This is a genomic window from Lentzea tibetensis, from assembly GCF_007845675.1.
Taxonomy (GTDB): domain Bacteria; phylum Actinomycetota; class Actinomycetes; order Mycobacteriales; family Pseudonocardiaceae; genus Lentzea; species Lentzea tibetensis.
Map to the genome: position 1 here is coordinate 12,848 of NZ_VOBR01000043.1, position 15,932 is coordinate 28,779.

Annotated in this window: 15 protein-coding genes; 7 read left to right on the top strand and 8 right to left on the bottom strand. The window is 70.0% G+C overall.

What is annotated here, in order from left to right; genetic code table 11:
• Positions 1 to 3: 3 nt before the first annotated feature.
• Positions 4 to 900, bottom strand: coding sequence for a LysR family transcriptional regulator (locus tag FKR81_RS39655; protein WP_146360170.1), 897 nt, complete (start codon positions 898 to 900; stop codon positions 4 to 6).
• A gap of 108 nt (positions 901 to 1,008) precedes the next feature.
• Between FKR81_RS39655 and FKR81_RS39660 the strand changes: the two genes are divergently transcribed.
• The 3 genes from FKR81_RS39660 (at position 1,009) to FKR81_RS39670 (ending at position 3,730) form a co-directional block, all read left to right on the top strand.
• Positions 1,009 to 1,908, top strand: coding sequence for a DMT family transporter (locus FKR81_RS39660; protein ID WP_146360172.1), 900 nt, complete (start codon positions 1,009 to 1,011; stop codon positions 1,906 to 1,908).
• 118 nt (positions 1,909 to 2,026) lie between these two features.
• On the top strand, positions 2,027 to 2,446 hold the full coding sequence (locus tag FKR81_RS39665) for an SsgA family sporulation/cell division regulator (RefSeq protein ID WP_146360174.1): 420 nt from the start codon (positions 2,027 to 2,029) through the stop codon (positions 2,444 to 2,446).
• A 9-nt stretch (positions 2,447 to 2,455) separates the two neighbouring features.
• Entirely contained in the window at positions 2,456 to 3,730 is a 1,275-nt protein-coding gene (locus tag FKR81_RS39670) for a serine/threonine-protein kinase (protein ID WP_268891607.1), read from the top strand.
• Here FKR81_RS39670 and FKR81_RS39675 read toward each other — a convergent pair.
• Genes FKR81_RS39675 through FKR81_RS39685 form a run of 3 tightly spaced genes read right to left on the bottom strand, consistent with a single transcriptional unit; the run spans position 3,705 to position 6,123 of the window.
• Complete coding sequence (locus tag FKR81_RS39675; RefSeq protein ID WP_146360234.1) at positions 3,705 to 4,301, bottom strand: phosphatase PAP2 family protein; 597 nt, start codon at positions 4,299 to 4,301, stop codon at positions 3,705 to 3,707. The two genes, FKR81_RS39670 and FKR81_RS39675, sit on opposite strands and share 26 nt — an antisense overlap.
• A gap of 5 nt (positions 4,302 to 4,306) precedes the next feature.
• Positions 4,307 to 4,957 carry a response regulator gene (locus FKR81_RS39680; protein ID WP_146360176.1) on the bottom strand — a complete coding sequence of 217 codons (651 nt, stop codon included), beginning with the start codon at positions 4,955 to 4,957 and terminating at the stop codon, positions 4,307 to 4,309.
• Positions 4,954 to 6,123, bottom strand: coding sequence for an ATP-binding protein (locus tag FKR81_RS39685; RefSeq protein WP_146360235.1), 1,170 nt, complete (start codon positions 6,121 to 6,123; stop codon positions 4,954 to 4,956). Before FKR81_RS39685 ends, FKR81_RS39680 begins: the two co-directional genes overlap by 4 nt.
• 617 nt (positions 6,124 to 6,740) lie before the next feature.
• On the opposite strand from FKR81_RS39685, the gene FKR81_RS39690 reads away from it, so the two are divergent.
• Both FKR81_RS39690 and FKR81_RS39695 read left to right on the top strand, forming a co-directional pair.
• Positions 6,741 to 7,940, top strand: coding sequence for a PspC domain-containing protein (locus tag FKR81_RS39690; RefSeq protein WP_146360178.1), 1,200 nt, complete (start codon positions 6,741 to 6,743; stop codon positions 7,938 to 7,940).
• A complete protein-coding gene (locus FKR81_RS39695; protein WP_146360180.1) occupies positions 7,933 to 8,124 on the top strand; it encodes a hypothetical protein in 192 nt (63 codons plus the stop codon). Before FKR81_RS39690 ends, FKR81_RS39695 begins: the two co-directional genes overlap by 8 nt.
• Positions 8,125 to 8,169: 45 nt before the next feature.
• Here FKR81_RS39695 and guaA read toward each other — a convergent pair whose 3' ends face one another.
• Complete coding sequence (gene guaA, locus FKR81_RS39700) at positions 8,170 to 9,729, bottom strand: glutamine-hydrolyzing GMP synthase (protein WP_146360182.1); 1,560 nt, start codon at positions 9,727 to 9,729, stop codon at positions 8,170 to 8,172.
• Positions 9,730 to 9,747: 18 nt separating this feature from the next.
• Between guaA and FKR81_RS39705 the strand changes: the two genes are divergently transcribed.
• Together FKR81_RS39705 and FKR81_RS39710 are read left to right on the top strand one after the other, a co-directional pair.
• On the top strand, positions 9,748 to 10,437 hold the full coding sequence (locus FKR81_RS39705; RefSeq protein ID WP_146360184.1) for an aminoglycoside phosphotransferase family protein: 690 nt from the start codon (positions 9,748 to 9,750) through the stop codon (positions 10,435 to 10,437).
• A 9-nt stretch (positions 10,438 to 10,446) separates the two neighbouring features.
• Positions 10,447 to 11,892, top strand: a complete 1,446-nt coding sequence (locus FKR81_RS39710; RefSeq protein WP_146360186.1) for an aldehyde dehydrogenase family protein — start codon at positions 10,447 to 10,449, stop codon at positions 11,890 to 11,892.
• On the opposite strand, the gene FKR81_RS39715 is transcribed toward FKR81_RS39710, so the two are convergent.
• From FKR81_RS39715 to FKR81_RS39725, 3 genes are all read right to left on the bottom strand, one after another.
• Positions 11,883 to 13,139, bottom strand: a complete 1,257-nt coding sequence (locus FKR81_RS39715; RefSeq protein WP_235922183.1) for an FAD-dependent monooxygenase — start codon at positions 13,137 to 13,139, stop codon at positions 11,883 to 11,885. The two genes, FKR81_RS39710 and FKR81_RS39715, sit on opposite strands and share 10 nt — an antisense overlap.
• Positions 13,140 to 13,266: 127 nt before the next feature.
• A complete protein-coding gene (locus tag FKR81_RS39720; RefSeq protein ID WP_146360188.1) occupies positions 13,267 to 14,226 on the bottom strand; it encodes an MBL fold metallo-hydrolase in 960 nt (319 codons plus the stop codon).
• A 12-nt stretch (positions 14,227 to 14,238) separates the two neighbouring features.
• The gene (locus tag FKR81_RS39725; RefSeq protein ID WP_146360190.1) at positions 14,239 to 15,915 is read right to left on the bottom strand and encodes a GMC family oxidoreductase; all 1,677 of its coding nucleotides are present in this window, start codon (positions 15,913 to 15,915) and stop codon (positions 14,239 to 14,241) included.
• Between the last annotated feature and the right edge of the window lie 17 nt (positions 15,916 to 15,932).

A 15,932-nucleotide genomic window follows, 5' to 3' on the forward strand; every position in this document is an offset into this window, starting at 1 on the left:
GGCTCAGCCGAGCGCGGCCGCCTGGAGCGCGGTGATGAAGTGCCGCACGGCCGGGTTCTCGCTGATGTCCTCGCGGACCAGCGCGTAGATGTTCCTGATGGGCTCGGGCCTGCGCAGCTTGCGCACCACGACGCCCGCGTGCGGTGAACCGAGTCCGAGCTTCGGCACGATCGAGACGCCCAGGCCTGCGGCCACGAAGCCCTGCGCGGTCAGGTAGTCGTCGCTCTCCACCACGAACTGCGGGCTGAACCCGGCCGCGGCGCAGTAGTCCAGCACGATCTGGCGGCACGGCCCCGGCGGCAGCATCGAGTCGACCCACGGCCGGTCGGCCAGGTCGCCGAGGTCCAGCACGCGCTTGCGAGCCAGCTCGTGACCGCGCGGCAGCACCGCGAGGTACGGGTCGGCGAGCAGGTGGATCAGCCGCATGCCCTTCGGCGACGCGGCGTCGCGCGGCAGGACGGTGATCGCCACGTCCGCGCGGCCGCACTCGATCTCGACCAGCGGGTCCGTCGGCTCGGTGAGCTTGAGGTCCAGCTTCACGGACCCGTGCGCGGCCTGGAACGCGGCCACGGCGGGCGGCACCAGCGCGGCGCCCGCGGTGGCGAAGTAGCGGACGCGCAGCCGTCCGGTGCGACCGGCGCGCAGGTCGGCGAGCGCGGTCTCGGCCAGGCACAGCTGGTCGGCGATGGTGGCCGCGTGCTCGGTCAGCAGCCGTCCGGCCGCGGTGGGCCGCACGCCCCTGCCGACGCGCTCCAGCAACGGCAGTCCGGCCTGCTTCTCGAGACCGGCCACCTGCTGGCTCACGGCCGACGGCGTGTAGCCGAGGTTGGTCGCCGCGGCGGTGATGGAACCCGTGGTCACGACCGCCCGGAGCACCTGCATGCGTCGCACGTCCAACATGACCCGACCTTACAGCTGGGCTTAAAGGTTGTGCAGATCAATTAAATTGTTTTTACGCGTTTCCGGACGCATGGTGGACGTGTGAACAAGCCAGGCACGCTGATCAGGATGGGTGTACTCGCCCTGCTGTGGGGATCCAGCTTCCTGTGGATCAAGATCGCGCTGACGAGCTTCAGTCCTGTTCAGATCTCGCTGATCAGGACCGTTCTCGGCGCCGTGGTGCTGCTCGTGCTCCTGCGCACCATGCGGCAGTCGCTGCCGCGCCAGGCCGCCACGTGGCGGCACATGATCTTCGTCGCGACGTTCGGCTGCGCGATCCCGTTCACGCTGTTCGCCGTCGGCGGCCAGACCGTCGACTCCGGCGTGTCCGGTGTGCTCAACGCCACAACGCCGCTGTGGGCCGTGTTCATCGGCCTGACCCTGGGCTCCGAGAAGTGGAGCAACCCGGTCCGGCTGATCGGACTGGTGCTCGGTTTCGCGGGCGTCCTGCTGATCTTCGCGCCGTGGGAGAAGAGCGGTCTGGCCAGCTGGGGCGCGGTGTGGTGCCTGGTCGCCGCCGCCTCGTACGCGATCGCGTACACCTACGTCGGCCGCTACATGGACAAGACGGGCCTCTCGACGCAGCAGCTGTCCGCGATGCAGCTGGTCAGCGGCGCCGGCCTCATCACGCTCGCACTGCCGGCGGGCGGGTTCCAGCCCATCACGCCGCACTGGTCCGGCTTCGTGGCCGTCGCGATCCTCGGCATCTTCGGCACCGGCGTCGCGTTCATCCTCAACTACCGCGTCATCGCGGACGAGGGCGCGACCACGGCGACGACCGTCGGGTACCTGCTGCCGGTCGTCTCGGTGCTGCTGGGCGCGGCGTTCCTCGGCGAGCAGCTGAACCTGCGCGTGGTCGCCGGAATGCTCGTGGTGCTACTCGGCGTGGCCATGACCCGTCGGCAGACGGCCCAGTCCAAGGCGGATGCCGTCTCACCAAACGAGATGCATGACCTGGTAAAACGCTGACAAGTGAGACGGCCGTCTCCCCCAATAGGATGGTTCCAAGACAAATCGCGTCCGTATCCGGTCACTTGGCCGTCTCCTCATGTGAGAGCGGTTCGAACGGCTGGGAAGGACAGTGACAATGAGCAACGAAAACCTGACGGTTCGTGCTAACACCACGTTCCACCTGCTGGCCCCCGGCGTGGCACCCGCACCGGTCGAGGCTGAGCTCGTCTACGACCCGGAGGACCCCTACGCCGTGGCCGTCGTGTTCCACACGGGCCAGGGCAGGGTGGAGTGGATGTTCGCACGGGATCTGCTGGCCGACGGCCTGCTGACGCCGTCCGGCGAGGGCGACATCCTGGTCAGGCCGGCGACCGACGACCCGGAGCGGGTTCTGGTCGAGCTGAACGCGCCGACCGGCTTCGCGATCCTGAGCGCCGTCGCCGAGGAGGTGGCCGAGTTCCTCGACCAGTCCTACGACGTCGTTCAGCCCGGCGAAGAGGATCTGTGGATCGACTTCGACCGCGAACTGCAGAAGCTGGTCTCGACCATTGATTAGTCTGCGTGTGTGACACCTGTTGGGGGCCGCTACTCGCTGCTGGAACGCATCGGCAGTGGAGCGATGGGGGTGGTCTGGAGGGCGCGGGACGAGGTGCTGGGCCGCGAGGTAGCGGTGAAACAGCTCGTCACCCCAGATCACCATCGGGCGATGCGTGAGGCGCGGAACGCCGCGCGACTGCACCACCCGCACGCCGTAGCCGTGTACGACGTGCTCGACGACGACGAGGCGTCGTGGCTGGTCATGGAATACCTCCCGTCCCGCAGCCTCTCCGCGGTCATCGCGGAGGACGGACCGCTCACCCCGGAGGAAGCGGCGCGGATCGGCGGCCACGTGGCATCGGCACTGGCCGCCGCGCACGAGGCGGGCATCGTGCACCGCGACATCAAGCCGGGCAACGTCCTCATCGGACGGGACGGCACCGTCAAGATCACCGACTTCGGCATCTCCCGCGCGACCGGCGACGGGACGCTGACCGAGACGGGCATGATCGCCGGAACCCCCGCCTACCTGCCACCCGAGGTCGCGCGCGGCGAGCAGCCGAACACCGCGTCGGACGTGTTCTCCCTGGGTGCGACCCTGTTCGCGGCGGTCGAGGGCACCTCGCCGTTCGGGCACAGCGACAACAGCTTCGGCCTGCTCTACCGGGCCGCCAGCGGTCTCGTGCAGGAGCCCAAGAAGGCGGGCCCGCTCACCGACACGCTCAAGCGCCTCCTGTCCGTCGACCCGGCCGCACGGCCGAGCGCGCTCGAGGCCGCCGTGCTGCTGACACCCGAGCAGATCTCCCAGCCGCTGCCGGTGCCCGCCAAGCCCCGGAGGAAGCTGCCGCGCACGCGGACCCTCGTGGTGCTCGGCGCGGTCGCGCTGCTGGCGATGTCCGGCACGGCGGCAGCGGTGTGGTGGCCCGAGCACACCGCCTCCACGTCCTCGGGTGCCCAGTTCCCGACGACGGCGCCGGAGGACAGGTTCTACTCCCCGGCCGAGGCGTCTCAGTTCGTGGCCGAGCACTACGCCCTGCTGCCGGAGAACCCCGACCGGGCGTGGGAGAACCTCGCCCCGCAGGGCCGTCAGTCGCTGGAGGACTACCGGGCCGTGTGGAAGATCTACGACTTCGTGGGGTGCACCGACCCGAAGACGGTGCGCAGCCACGGCCCCAACTGGGTGGTCCAGGCGAACCTCACGATGACCACCAAGCAGGGCACGGAAAAGGGCCTCTTCGAGATCGAGGTCGCGCGGATCGACAACAAGATGAAGATCTTCACGACCCCGACAAGAGTTGGTTGAGCGCCCAGAAGCTGCCGCCGCCCACGACCACGCCCATGACCGAACCGGCGAGAACCTGCGCGGTCGTGTGATCGCCGAGCTCCACGCGTGACCACGCCACGAACGCCGCGGGCAACGCGATCAGCAGCAGCCACGGGCCGTAGATCAGGGCGAGCGTGACGACCGCGGCGAACGCGACCGCCGCGTGCAGCGAGATCTTCCACTTCGCGCCGAACGTGATGGCCATGCTGACCAGCAACGACGCGAACATGCTCCCGGCGAGCGCGAGCATCTGGTGCGGCGCTCCGCCGAGCACGAGGATCACCATGCCCGCCGTCAGCGACGCCCCGGCCACGAGGAGCGGGACGAGCCTGCCCTCGCGGTTCGTGACGTGGTGGCCGTCCCACTTGCCCTGGCGTGCGCCGCGCACGATGACGGCCATCGGGATGACGCTCGCGGTCATCGCCACGACGAGGCCCCACAGCAGCGTCTGCCAGAGCCCTTCGGTGGCGGCCGCGACGGCGAACGGCAACGTGAGCACCCAGACCCACGGCGCGAGCACCTCGGTGGCGCCGCGGGCGATTCTCTTGATCAACGTCAGACCAGCCTGCGGTCCGTTGCCCAGCGGGACAGCTCGTAGCGGTTGGACAGCTGCGTCTTGCGCAGCACGCTCGACACGTGCGTCTCGACCGTCTTGACGCTGATGAACAGCTCGGACGCGATCTCCTTGTACGCGTACCCGCGCGCCAGCAGCCTGAGCACGTCCCGCTCGCGCGGCGTCAGCAGGTCGAGCTCGGGGTCGCTGATCGGCGCCGCACCGGGCCGGTCCGCGAACGCGTCCAGCACGAACCCGGCGAGCCGCGGCGAGAACACCGCGTCGCCTTCGCTGACCCGCACGACGGCCTTCACCAGCTCCTGGCTGGAGATCGTCTTGGTGACGTAGCCCCGCGCACCGGCGCGGATGACGTTGATGACGTCCTCGGCGGCGTCGCTGACCGACAGCGCGAGGAACACGACCTCCTGCTTGGAGGCGCGGATCTGCCGCAGCACCTCGGCGCCGCCGCCGTCCGGCATGTGCACGTCGAGCAGCACGACGTCCGGCTTGTGGTGGTTGATCCCGGCCACGGCCTCACCGACACTGCCCGCCTCACCGACGACTTCGACCTCGTCGGTGATGCTGTCGAGCTCGGCGCGCACCCCGGCGCGGAACAACGCGTGGTCGTCCACCAGGAACACCCTGACGCTCACGTCCTGGCCTCCGTCTTCCTCGGCATCTCGAGCTGCACCTCGGTCCCCTCTCCCAGGGCCGTGCGCAACCGCACCTCCCCGCCGTGCCGGTCCATCCTCCCCCGGATGGACCCGGAGAGGCCATGCCGGTCCTCCGGAACGGCGTCCGGGTCGAACCCCTTGCCCCGATCCCGCACGAACACGGTCACCTTCTCGGGCTCGACCTCGGCGTACACGCTGACCTCACTGACCCCGGCGTGCTTCGCTGCGTTGACCATCGCCTCCCGCGCGGCCTGCACGAGCGCGAACAACCCGTCCTCCAACTCGCAGTCCCCGACCACGACCTGCGGCACCGCGATGGCGAAGTCGTCCTCCACCTCGGCACAGGCCTGCGCGATCGCCAAACTGATCGTCTGCGGCTGCTCCCCCACCTCACGCCCGTACAACCAGCTGCGCAACTCCCGTTCCTGACTGCGCGCCAGCCGCTTCACCTCACGCGAACTCTCCGCCTGCTTCTGAATGAGCGCCAACGTCTGCAACACCGAGTCGTGCAGGTGAGCCGCGATCTCCGCCCGCTCCTCGGTGCGAATGCGCTTGGTGCGTTCCTCCCCGAGATCCCGGACCAACCGCATCCACAGGGGCACCGTCAACACCGCAACCCCGATGAGCGTCGCCACCACGGCCACCAACGCACCGGGCAACACGTCGAAGCTGATGTTGTTCAACAGGAACGCGGCAATCCCCACACCCACCAGCAGCGCTCCAGCGACGGCCCGCACGATCCCCGCCCTTCCCCGGCTGAGAGCACCGTCGGTCCACCTCCTCCGCTGCGCTTCGTCGGCCTCGCGCCACACCACAGCCGCACCGACCAGCGCCACAGCGATGGGCCCGGTGATCCACGCACTGGCAGTGTTGGCCAGCAACCCGGTGAACACCGCGATCCCGAGCCCCAGCGCCGCGAGCCCAACGGCCTGCTGCCACTCCCGCCGATCGGTGACCGGCTCGGCCTCCGTGACCGGCTGCTGCTGCACGAACATCCACAGCAGCGCGTAGGCCGCAATACCGACACCACTGATGGCCGTCAAAAGGGCGAACACCGCGCGCACCCAGAAGACCGGGGCGCCGAGATGGTCAGCCAGGCCGCCTGCGACGCCCGCGACCACCCGGCCGGAACGCCTGCGGCGCATCGGCTCGATGCGTGCACTCACAGTTCGATGGTCACACGAGTGAGCTGCGAAGACATCAGGGATGCCCCTGGTTGATCGCACAGGGGTGGGTGTACGGGCTCACATCCAGCGGCTTCGCACACACCCGCCAACCCGCGATGCCGAAAGCGAGCCGTCCCAAAACCAGCGATCACCGAAGGCACGATGCCGAAGGCGAGCACCCCAAGCCCGCGATGCCGCAGGCGAGCCGTCTCAAGCTTGTAGTGCCGAAGGCACGAAGCCGAAGGCGAGCACCCCAAAGCCCGCGAAGCCGAAGGCGAGCCGACCAATGAAACCAGCGGGTGGTGGGGTCTCCGTACGGCGCAGGCGAAGCCCTGCCGCATTTCGAGGGTGGGGTCAAGACGCCTTTTTGTCTTGACCCCACCCTCGAAATGCGGCTGCCTCAGGTGCGCCGTACGGAGACCCCACCACCAAAGCAACCATCTACGGAAACCAGCCCGAGGCCTCCGGTGGTGCCGGGGTCCGGGGCGGAGCCCAGGCGGGGGCAGGGGCGGAGCCCCAACCAAAGGAACCCAAGAGCAGCACACAGCAATACGTCGCCAACCAACCCTGAGCCCCCGAATCAGGGCTGCTCCCTGATGTGCGCGAACACAACGCCAGGCAAGCTCAACATCGTGAGCGGGACAGTCGGAGCAGCAGGCGTGGGAGACACGCTGAGAGATTTCTGGGCGCACCGACCGATCAGACCCAAGAGGGGCCGAAAGATCGGCGGCGTCGCCACGGGTATCGCACTGCGGTACCAGATCGACCCGGTGATCGTACGGATCGCCTTCGTAGCCGCAGCCCTGACAGGCGGGGCGGGCTTCCTCCTCTACGTACTCGGCTGGCTGTGGCTACCGGAAGAGGGCGACACGGTGTCGCCCGCGGAAGCACTACTCCACCGCGGCCACAGCTCGATGGCATCGGGCACCACGGTCCTCCTGGGCCTGCTGCTCTTCCCGGCGACGGGAGCCATCCTCGGCGGCGGCTTCGAGGTGTTCCTGACGGTCGCACTCGCCGGGGCAGGCATCTACCTGCTGCAGAAGAACCGCGGCCACCTGGAACCGGCGACCATCACGACCGAGATGCCCATCACGCCGGCGCCGGGCGCACCGAGCTGGGATCCGCTGGGCGCGGCCCCGTTCGCGTGGGACCTGCCGGAGCCGTCGGCTCCTCCGCCGCCGCCCGCGCCGAAGCGGAAGAAGTCGCGGATCGGGCTCGCGACGCTCGGGATCGCGGTGCTGGTGGTCGCCGGGTCCGCGGTCGCGGGGGCGTGGTCGAGCTGGTTCTCGCCGGTGCACGTCATCGGGCTGATCGTGGGTGTGCTGGGGCTCGGGCTGATCGCCGGGGCGTTCGCGGGCGGTACGCGCGGGTTGATCGGGCTGGTGCTGCCGTTGTCGATCGTCGGGCTGATCATGACGTCCGTCGAGTTCGACAGCCAGGCGCAGTTCGGCGACCTGAACGCCTCGCCGTCCTCGATCGCCGACGTGAAGGAGCGGTACGAGGTCAGCGCCGGCTCGGTCGTGCTCGACCTGCGCAAGCTGCCGAACTCGGGCGAGGTCAAGACGGCCGTCGAGGTGTCGGTCGGCGAGGCGCGGGTGCACGTGCCGAAGAACGCGGACGTGCAGGTGACGTGCGCGTCGAACGTCGGCGCCACGGTCAAGTGCCTCAACGAGTCCGCCGAGGGCAGGTCGCCGCGGCTCGACGTGACCGACAACGGGCCGGACGGGCCCGGTGGTCTGAAGATCGAGCTGGACGTCTACGCGAACGTGGGAGAGGTGAGTGTGATCCGTGACTGACGGCGAGATCAAGCGGCCGGTCGACCTGGTGGGACTGCTGTTCGGACTGGGCGCGTTGGGCGCGTCGGCGTTCATCCTCACCGACGGGGCGTTCTCCTTCGACCCGCGCTGGGCGCTCGCGACGATCGCGGTCGTGATCGGAGTCGGGCTCCTGGCGAACTCACTCAGACGCCGCCGCAACTAAGAGAGACAAGGAAAGGGCCGCCTCGCTGAGGCGGCCCTTTTCACGTCACTCCCACTCGATGGTGCCCGGCGGCTTCGACGTCACGTCGAGAACCACGCGGTTCACGTCGGGCACCTCGTTGGTGATCCGGGTCGAGATGCGCTCCAGCACCTCGTACGGCAGGCGCGTCCAGTCCGCGGTCATCGCGTCCTCGGACGACACCGGGCGCAGCACGATCGGGTGACCGTAGGTGCGGCCGTCGCCCTGGACGCCGACGCTGCGGACGTCCGCCAGCAGCACGACCGGGCACTGCCAGATCTGCCGGTCCAACCCGGCGAGCGTGAGCTCCTCGCGGGCGATCGCGTCGGCCTGGCGCAGGAGCTCCAGCCGCTCGAAGGTCACCTCGCCGATGATCCGGATGCCGAGGCCGGGGCCGGGGAACGGCTGGCGCTGCACGATCGTCTCCGGCAGGCCCAGCTCGGTGCCGACCCGGCGCACCTCGTCCTTGAACAGCGCGCGCAGCGGCTCGACCAGCTCGAACTGGAGGTCGTCCGGCAGGCCGCCGACGTTGTGGTGGCTCTTGATGTTCGCGGTGCCCGCGCCGCCGCCGGACTCGACGACGTCCGGGTACAGCGTGCCCTGGACGAGGAACTTGTAGTCGCCCTCGGCCTTCAGGTCGCGTTCGGCCTGCTCGAACACGCGGATGAACTCACGGCCGATGATCTTGCGCTTCTCCTCGGGGTCCGAGACGCCCTTCAGCGCGTCCAGGAACCGCTCGCGCGCGTCGACCGTCACCAGGTTCACGCCCGTCGCCGCGACGAAGTCGCGCTCGACCTGGGTGCGCTCGCCCGCGCGCAGCAGGCCGTGGTCGACGAACACGCAGGTCAGCCGGTCGCCGATGGCGCGCTGCACGAGCGCGGCCGCGACGGCGGAGTCGACACCGCCGGACAGGCCGCAGATGGCCTTGCCGTCACCGACCTGCGTGCGGATGCGCTCGACCTGCTCGTCCACGATGGACGCAGTGGTCCACTGTGGACGGATGCCCGCGATGTCGTGCAGGAACCGGCGCAGCACCTCCTGGCCGTGCGGCGAGTGGTGCACCTCCGGGTGGTACTGCACGCCCGCGAACCGGCGCTCGACGTTCTCGAACGCCGCGACCGGCGCGCCCTCGCTGGTGGCGGTGACGGTGAAGCCCTCGGGTGCGCCCGTCACGCAGTCGCCGTGGCTCATCCACACCGGGTGGTGGCCGGGCAATTCCTCGTGCAGCGCGCCCGGCTCGGCGGTGACGCCCAGCTCGGTGCGGCCGTACTCGCGCGTGCCGGTGTGCTCGACGACGCCGCCGAGCGCGCGGGCCATCGCCTGGAAGCCGTAGCAGATGCCGAAGACGGGCACGCCCGCCTCGAACAGCTTCGGGTCGACCTGAGGGGCGCCCTCGTCGTACACGCTGGACGGACCGCCGGACAGCACGATCGCCAGCGGGTTCTTGTCGAGCAGCTCACTCACGGAAGCGGTGTGCGGGACGACCTCGGAGTACACCTGCGCCTCGCGGACGCGACGGGCGATGAGCTGCGCGTACTGCGCGCCGAAGTCGACCACGAGCACCGGGCGGTTGCTGGTTTCGGACACCGCGCAAGGATGTCAGATGTGGAACGAGAACTCTTGACCGGTGGCGGCCTCAACCAGGTGTTCAAGGTCGGTGACGCGGTGCACCGGCCGGTCGCGTCGTGGACGCCGCGGGTGCACGAGTTGCTGGGAGTCTTGGCACCGCTCGGTTTCACCCCGAACGTGCACGGCGTCCAGGACGGCCTCGAGGTGCTCGACTTCATGCCGGGTGAGGTTGGCCACCCGCCGCTGCCGCCGCACCTGCGCGGTGACGACGTGCTGGTCGAGGCGGCCCGGATGCTGCGGCAGATGCACGACGCGTCGGTGGGCCTGGTCGACCGGGACGGCTGGCAGTTCGAGCGGCGCGAACCCGCCGAGGTGATCTGCCACGGCGACTTCGCGTCGTACAACATCGTGTTCGCCGACGGGCGCCCGGCCGGGGTGATCGACTTCGACACTGCGCACCCGGCGCCGCGCTGGTGGGACGTCAGCTACGCGTGCATGACGTTCACACTGGACTTCGGCACGCCCGCCGAGCAGCTGCGGCGCATGGAGCTGTTCTGCGTCTCATATGGCTGCACGACCGACGGCCTGATCGACCAGATCCTCGTCCGACTGGACGACATGGTGCACATGATCAGGGAGAACCCGGCGTTCGTGATCCAGCGCGCGGAGAAACACGACGAGCACTATCTGCGGCTGACCGAGTACGTGCAGGCAAACCTGGCCTAACGTGGACGCATGGACGCGTTCACCCCGCAGCCCAGGCCGTGCTGGATCGCCGGCCGCCCCGAGCAGGGCGAGCAGGCGCTGCCGGTACGCCACCCGTTCGACGGGACCGAGGTCGCCTCGGTGGCGGTTCCCGGCCCGGAGCAGATCGAGCGCGCGGTCGCCGCCGCGGCCGCGGTCGCCAAGGAGTTCCGCCGCACCCCGGCGCACGAGCGCGCCACCGCGCTGATGCACGTGTCGGACGCGCTGCGCGAGCGCGCCGAGGAGATCGCCGAGACGATCACCGCCGAGAACGGCAAACCGCTGAAGTGGGCGGAGATCGAGGTCTCGCGCGCGGTGAACACGTTCCGCTTCGCCGCGGAGGAAGCACGCCGGTTCACCGGCGGGCTGCAGCGCTTGGACACCGACCCGAACGGCGTCGGCAGGATGGCGCTCATCCGCCACGTGCCGCGCGGCCCCGTGCTCGCCGTGGCGCCGTTCAACTTCCCGCTGAACCTGGTGGCGCACAAGGTCGCGCCCGCGCTGGCGGTCGGCGCGCCGGTGATCGTGAAACCCGCGTCCGCGACGCCGCTGTCGGCGTTGCTGCTCGGTGAGATCCTGGCCGAGACCGATCTGCCCGCCGGTGCTTTCTCGGTGCTTCCCGTACCGGGCAAGGCGATGGACGTGCTGGTGCGCGACCCGCGACTGCCGGTGATCTCGTTCACCGGCTCGACGTCGGTCGGCTGGTCGCTGATGGACGCCGCGCCGCGCAAGCACGTCGTGATGGAGCTGGGCAGCAACAGCGCCGCCATCGTCTGTCGTGATTGGACGGACCTGGACCACGCCGCGGCGCGCATCGCGACGTTCGGCAACTACCAAGCAGGCCAGTCGTGCATCGCCGTGCAACGCGTGATCGTGGACGCCTCGGTGGCCGCGGACTTCGTGCCGAAGCTGGTGTCCGCGGTGTCCGCGCTGCGCACCGGCGACCCGCACGACCCCGAGGTCGAGGTCGGCCCGCTGATCGACGAGGACAACGCGCGCCGCGTCGAAGACTGGATCAACGCGGCCGTCGACGGCGGCGCCGCGCTGCTGACCGGCGGCAAGCGCACCGGCACGTCGATCGAGCCGACCGTGCTGCGCGACGTGCCGTTCGACTCCCAGGTGTGGCGCGACGAGGTGTTCGGCCCGGTGCTCGTGGTGTCCGTCGTGTCGGACGTCGCGGAGGCGTTCGAGCAGGCCAACGACACCGACTACGGCCTGCAGGCGGGCGTGTTCACCCGCGACGTGCAGGTCGCGTTCGACGCCGCCGCGTCGCTGGAGGTCGGTGGCGTGATCATCGGCGACGTGCCGTCGTACCGCGCGGACCAGATGCCTTACGGCGGCGTGAAGGGGTCCGGCACGGGGCGCGAGGGCGTGCGGTCCGCGATGGAGGACTTCACCGAGGAGCGCGTCACCGTGCTCACCGGCATTCAGCTGTAGCCGAGCGCTTTTCGTTTGGCGGCTTCGGTGTCCGGCCCCGCGGCGTGTCCGTCGGGCCGGATCAGCACGCCGTTCTCCGCGCGGAAGTCCGGTCCGAACCGCCTGCTGTTCGGCTGGAGCTCCCCGCCTCGCGTGGTGAGCGGTGATTCGGTGTAGCTGAACGGGGTGAACAACTTCCCGGAGTCGATGCCCTCGCCGGTTTCCAGTGCGCGCTCGCGCGTTTCGCGTTCCTCGGGCGTGCGCGGCACGAGGAACCGCATCGTCTCCCCGGTGATCCGCAGGTTCTCGTCGGCCGCCGCACCCCGCTCGACGTCGTACGACGCCAGTAGGTTCGGCCCGGCCTCACCGCGCCGGTCGAACGCGATCTTCCACGCGGCGTTGTCCGCGTCGCAGATCCCCGAGTTCAACCCGCGCGCCCCGAACGGGCTCATCACGTGCGCCGCGTCGCCCGCCAGCAGGATCCTCCCCACCCGCAGCCGCTCCGCGCGGCGCTGGTGGAACCGGTACGTCGACTGCCACACCACCTCGTACGGCCGCTCGCCGACGATGGCGCGAATGCGCTCGTCGGTGAGCCGCACGTCCTCGGCCACCTGCCAGTCGATCCGCCACACGCCGTCCGGCTGCGGGTGCAGCAACACCTGGCGTCCGGGGTTCCACGGCGGGTCGAAGTAGAACCGGCGCTCGGGCGTCTCGGCGTCCAGGTCGACCCGGACGTCCGCGATGATGAACCGGTCGTCGAACGAGTAGCCGTCGAAGCGCAGTCCCAGCAGCTCGCGGATCTTCGAGTGCACGCCGTCCGCGGCGATGCAGTGCGTGCCCCGCACACCGTCCTGCGTGGACACGCCGTCGTCGCCCTGCGTGATGCCGGTGACCGGGCGCCCGTAGCGCAGCTCCACCAACGGCTCCGCGCGCACCCGTTCCTCGAGCAGGCGCTCGACCACGGTCTGCGGCGTGTTCACGAACGGCGGGAACCCCGGCACCGCGGGGAACGTGATCGTCAGGACCTGCCGGTCGCGGTGGTACGTGCGGCCGGTGTACCAGGTGACACCGGCATCGGCGACGGCCTCGCCCACGCCGACGCGCTCCAGGATCTCCAGCACGTCGCGCTGCACGCAGATCGACCGGCTGCCGACCGCGCTGCGCTCCTCCGCCGCCTCCAGCACCACGCTCGGCACGCCCGCGCGGGCCAGCAGCAGCGCCGCGGTCAGGCCCACCGGGCCGGCGCCGACCACGAGCACCGGGGTCACCGCGGCAGCACCTCGCTCGCCGGCCGCCCCCCGCGCTTCCTCATTGCGGGACGCTCGAGGTTGCTTCCGGTGCCGCGACAAGTCGCGTGAACGGCCCGTTCACCACACCAGAACCCATGACCGCAGGTCACTGCAGAGCCTCCCACACGGCGCGGTCGCGTTCGGCGGTCCAGATCTCCGGCCAGTCGACCCCGTCGCACTCGTCCCAGTAGCGCTTCACGTTGAACGGCAGGCAGTGCTCGAAGATCGGCCACCGGCCGTAGCGTGGTTCCAGTGCCTTGTGCGCCGACTGGAAGGCCTGCTGCAGGGTGCCGCCCTCGGCGTGCACGGTGCCGACGCAGCGGCGCATCTCGTTCAGGAAGTGCCGGGACTGGGTGATGGCCGCGTCGACCTCGTAGCGATCACGAGCCACCGCGCCCCGGCCGCCGACCAGGATCTCCGCACCCAACGCGGCAACGTTGTCCAAAGTGGAGGAAGCCCAGTCGTCGTGGAACGCGTCGCCCGTGTACAGCGCCGCCTGCGACTCGACCAGGTCACCCGCGAACAGGATGCGCTGCTGCGGCAGCCACGCGACGATGTCGCCCGCGGTGTGGCCGCGGCCGAGGTGGAGCAGCTCCAGGTCACCCCGCTCGCCGCCCAGCGGGATGGTCATGCGCTCCGAGAACGTCAGGGTCGGCCACGTCAGGCCGGGGATGCCGGAGGGCTCGAGGAACAGGCGCGGCATGCGGCCGTACTCGCTCGCCCAGTCCTGCTTGCCGCGCTCGGCGATCAGGGTGCGGGTCATCTCGTGCGCGACGATCTCCTGCGCGTCGAACGCCGACGCGCCCAGCGTGCGCACCGCGTGGTAGTGGCTGAGCACCAGGTAGCGCACCGGCTTGTCGCAGACGGTGCGCAACCGGGTGAGCCACTGACGAGCCGCGGCGGGCGTGGCGCGGGCCTCGAAGCAGACGACGAAGTCCTCGCCCTCGATCGCACCCACGTTCGGGTCACCCTCGGCGGTCAGTGCGTGGACGCCGGGTGCCAGCTCGACGTACACCTGGTCCTTCGGCGTGAGGTCGGCGCTGGAGGCGAAGGGCTTGGTGGCCATGCCTCCACCGTGTCAGGAGACCTTCACGACCGGCAACCGCAATGCGGCTGGAGCTGTGGACGGCACGGCCGGGTGCTTCGGCTTGGCCGGGTTCACCCGGCGGTACGGCTGGTCCTGCGCGGGCCGGGCGTCGGCGTCACCGGCGTTCGGCCACAGCGAGAACGCGCGCTCGGCCTGGGCGGTGATGGTGAGCGACGGGTTGACGCCCAGGTTCGCCGAGATCGCCGCACCGTCCACAACGGACAGCGTGGGATACCCGAAAACCCGGTGGTACGGGTCGATGACACCTTCCGCGTCCGACGCGCCGATCGGGCAGCCGCCGATGAAGTGCGCGGTCAGCGGGACGTTGAACAACTCGCCCCACGTGCCGCCCGGCATGCCGTCGATGTGCTTGGCCGCCAGCAGGTTCGCCTGGTGACCGGCCGGGATGAACGCCGGGTTCGGGTCGCCGTGGCCCTGCTTGGACGTGAGCTTGCCGCGCCTGAGGAACGTGGTGATCGAGTTGTCCAGCGACTGCATCACCAGCAGGATCACCGTCCGCTCGCTCCACCGGTGCACCGACAGCAACCTGAGCAGCCGCAACGGGTGCCGCACGGACTCGCGCAGGAACTGCAGCCAGCGCGGCATCGACGCGGCGCCGTCCGTGGCCAGCGTCTGCAGCATGCCCATGGCGTTGCTGCCCTTGCCGTACCGGACCGGCTCGATGTGGGTGATCTCGTCCGGGTGGATGGACGACGTGATGGCGACGCCGCGGGTGAAGTCCTGCTCGGGGTCCACGGTGAAGCGGGCCGCGCCGATGATCGACTCGGAGTTCGTGCGGGTCAGCTCGCCGAGCTTCGGCGAGATGCGCGGCAACGTCGACGCGCGCGCCCGGTGCAGCAGCTGCTGCGTGCCCCAGGTGCCCGCGGCGAGCACGACCTGGCCCGCCGTGAACGTGCGCTTCGCGCGGCCGCCGGTGCGCTTGGTCTCGATGGTCCAGGTGCCGTCGCGCTCGGACAGGCCGGTGACCGTCGTCAGGGGGAACACCTGGGCGCCGTTGTGCTCCGCGAGGTACAGGTAGTTCTTGACCAGCGTGTTCTTCGCGCCGACCCGACAGCCGGACATGCAGGCGCCGCACTCGGTGCACCCGGTGCGCGCCGGTCCCGCACCGCCGAAGAACGGGTCTTCGGCCGGCTTGCCCGGCTCGCCGAAGAACACGCCGACCGGCGTCGGGTGGTAGGTGTCGGACACGCCCATGTCCGCCGCGACCTTCTGCATCACGACGTCGCTCGGTGTGGTCGTCGGGTTCGTCACGACGCCGAGCATCCGGCTCGCCTGGTCGTAGAACGGGTCGAGCTCGGCTTCCCAGTCGGTGATGTGCGCCCACTGCCGGTCCTGGTAGAACGGCTTGAGCGGGCGGTAGAGCGTGTTCGCGTAGACCAGCGACCCACCGCCGACGCCCGCGCCGGCGAGCACCATGACGTTGCGCAGGGTGTGGATGCGCTGGATCCCGTAGCAGCCGATCTGCGGCGCCCACAGGTAGCGCCGCAGGTTCCACGACGTCTTGGCGAACTCGTCGTCGGCGAACCGGCGACCGGCCTCGAGCACCGCGACCTTGTAGCCCTTCTCGGTCAGGCGCAGCGCGGCGACGCTGCCCCCGAAACCGGAGCCGACGACCACGACGTCGAAGTTACTCGCGAGTTCACCCATGGATCGGAGAGTAGGCG